We start from the raw sequence: 3278 nt of genomic DNA, 5'->3' as shown, positions 1-3278 counted from the left end.
GCTCAAGAAGCGGTAGATGCTTTGCGCGAACAAGGACAATGTGTCGTTATCGATTACGGTATCGGCTATAACGGTTCGGAAGAGGTTACAGGCCGTCTGAAACAGGTAGACGGCGTTTGGAAAGTAATCGCTTTGAACGATTGAGTTTTATTTTGAAATTTTGTATCTGAAATAAGGTTAGATGGCTATGGCTAAAAATGTTGTCGTAATCGGTGCCCAATGGGGTGATGAAGGCAAAGGTAAGATTGTTGACTGGCTGGCGGAAGAAACCAGCGGTGTAGTACGTTTCCAAGGCGGCCACAATGCCGGCCATACTTTGGTCGTCGGTGGCAAAAAAACCATTTTGCGCCTGATTCCAAGCGGCATTTTGCACGAGACTTTGGACTGCTTCATCGGCTCAGGCGTTGTCGTTTCTCCTGAAGCATTGTTGGGTGAAATCGATGAATTGAACGCTGCCGGTGTGAAAAACGTCGAAGGCCGTCTGAAAATTGCGCCAACCTGCCCATTGATTCTGCCTTACCACATTGCGCTTGACCAAGCACGCGAAGCTTCCCGCGGTAAAAGCAAAATTGGTACAACCGGTCGCGGCATCGGCCCAGCCTATGAAGATAAAGTTGCCCGTCGCGCGATTCGCGTGGTGGACTTGTTGCACCCTGAAAAACTGGTTGAAAAACTGGAAGCTGTTTTGGCTTATTACAATGTTCAGTTGCAACACCTGCACAATGCCGAGCCGGTAAAAGTTGAAGATGTGATGGCGGTCATTGAAAAAGTTGCACCGCGCATTACGCCGATGATTACCGATGTTTCCCGTGTTTTGAACGAGAAAAACCGCAAAGGCGAAAGCCTGTTGTTTGAAGGCGCACAAGGTACGTTGCTGGACATCGACTACGGTACTTATCCGTTTGTAACTTCGTCCAACTGCTTGGCAGGTGCCGCTTCTGCCGGTGCAGGCGTGGGCCCGCAAATGCAGGATTACGTTTTGGGTATCGTTAAAGCCTATACCACCCGCGTGGGTTCCGGCCCATTCCCGACTGAATTGTTTGACGAAGTGGGCGCAGGCTTGGCTGAACGCGGCCATGAGTTCGGCTCCGTAACCGGTCGTGCGCGTCGTTGTGGCTGGTTTGACGCAGCTGCTCTGAAACGCTCTATTCAAGTTAACGGCATTTCCGGCATGTGCATTACCAAGCTGGACGTGATGGATGGTATTGAGAATATCAATATCTGTGTAGGTTATGAATTGCCTGATGGCAGCAAAACCGACATTCTGCCTTGCGGCTCCGATGCGGTAGAAACCTGCAAACCGATTTATGAAACCATGCCGGGTTGGAGCGAGTCGACTTTCGGTGTGAAAGAGTACGACAAGCTGCCTGAAAACGCTAAAGCTTATCTGAAACGTATTGAAGAAGTGTGCGGTGCGCCTGTGGCCATTGTTTCAACCGGTCCTGACCGTGAAGAAACCATTGTTTTGCATCATCCGTTTGCTTAATTGATTAAGTGAATAAAAGGCCGTCTGAAAATTCAGACGGCCTTTTATATAAAATGCAATAAAAACTCAGCCCTGAAGAACACCTGTCTTCAGGGCTGAATTTTGTATTTTACGCTGTTTTTAAGTACGAATGTTTGGAAAGTGAGATGTAGTGCCAAGTAACAATTATTCTCATTGACGTAAATCAAGAAAAACCAAATCTGTAATTTTATTTCATAAAAACCCCTGTAAATAAATGGGTATTGATGTTATCCTTTCAGAAAATTTACAGTCTATATTTTCAATAAAATTAGGAGCTTGATATGTCAAATGATGTTCAGCAACGTCCAGCCGCTTGGGAAGGTTTTGTCGGTGGCAACTGGGAAACCAACGTAGATGTCCGCGATTTTATTCAAAAAAACTACACGCCATATGAAGGCGATGCCTCTTTCTTGGCACCAGCAACCGAAGCCACAACCAAACTGTGGGCGGAAGTGATGGAAGGTATCAAGGTTGAAAACCGTACACACGAGCCGTATAAAATCGACGCGCAAATCGTCTCCGGTATTACCAGCCACGCTCCAGGCTACATCAACAAAGATTTGGAAACCATTGTCGGCCTGCAAACAGACGAGCCTTTGAAACGCTCTATCATGCCGTTTGGCGGTTTGAAAATGGTGCAAGACGCGTGCAAAGTGTACAACGTTGAATTGAATCCCGAAGTCAGCGAAATTTTCACCAAATACCGCAAAACCCACAACCAAGGCGTATTTGACGTTTATACGCCCGACATCCGCCGCTGCCGCAAATCAGGCGTGATTACCGGCCTGCCGGATGCTTATGGCCGCGGCCGTATTATCGGCGACTACCGCCGCGTGGCATTGTACGGTATCGACTTCTTGATGAAAGACAAACTCAACCAGTTCAACTCACTGCAAGCCGATTTGGAAAACGGTGTGGACTTGGAAGAAGTGATCCGCCGCCGCGAAGAAATCAATGAGCAATATAAAGCATTGAACCAAATGAAAGAAATGGCAGCTTCTTACGGCTACGATATTTCCGGCCCTGCAAAAAATGCACAAGAAGCCATCCAATGGACTTACTTTGCCTACCTCGCTGCCGTTAAATCTCAAAACGGTGCGGCGATGTCTTTCGGCCGTGTATCTTCATTCTTGGACATCTACATCGAACGCGACCTGAAAAACGGTGTGATTACCGAAACCCAAGCGCAAGAATTCATTGACCACTTGGTGATGAAACTGCGTATGGTCCGTTTCCTGCGTACTCCGGAATACGATCAACTGTTCTCCGGCGACCCGATTTGGGCAACCGAATCTATCGGTGGCATGGGCTTGGATGGCCGTACCTTGGTAACCCGCACCAACTTCCGCGTGCTGCATACTCTGTACAACATGGGCCCGTCTCCTGAGCCAAACATCACTGTATTGTGGTCAGAACAACTGCCGCAAGGCTTTAAAGAATTCTGCGCCAAAGTATCCATCGATACTTCGTCCATCCAATACGAAAACGACGATTTGATGCGCCCTGACTTCAATAGCGACGACTACGCCATTGCCTGCTGCGTCAGCCCGATGGTGGTCGGCAAACAAATGCAGTTCTTCGGCGCACGCGCCAACTTGGCTAAAACTCTGCTGTACGCAATCAATGGCGGCGTGGACGAGAAATCTAAAGAGCAAGTTGGTCCGAAAACCGAGCCGATTATGGACGAAGTTTTGGACTACGACACTGTCTTTGAGCGCATGGACAAATTCATGGATTGGTTGGCAACCCAATACGTTACCGCGCTGAACAT

At 48.2% G+C, this 3278-nt stretch carries 2 protein-coding genes and 1 pseudogene; all 3 read left to right on the top strand.

Annotated elements, in window-relative coordinates; translation table 11 throughout:
• Window positions 1-144 (top strand): annotated as a pseudogene (hisZ, locus tag ACTHUE_RS13780) (ATP phosphoribosyltransferase regulatory subunit); the annotation flags it as partial.
• A gap of 43 nt (window positions 145-187) precedes the next feature.
• Window positions 188-1486, top strand: a complete 1299-nt coding sequence (locus tag ACTHUE_RS13775) for an adenylosuccinate synthase (protein ID WP_049336775.1) — start codon at window positions 188-190, stop codon at window positions 1484-1486.
• A 302-nt stretch (window positions 1487-1788) separates the two neighbouring features.
• The coding region (locus ACTHUE_RS13770; RefSeq protein ID WP_440402833.1) for a pyruvate formate lyase family protein at window positions 1789-3278 on the top strand (1490 nt) is incomplete at its 3' end.

It is taken from the genome of Neisseria sp. P0021.S005, assembly GCF_051956955.1.
This window is presented reverse-complemented; position numbering and strand designations above follow the sequence as displayed.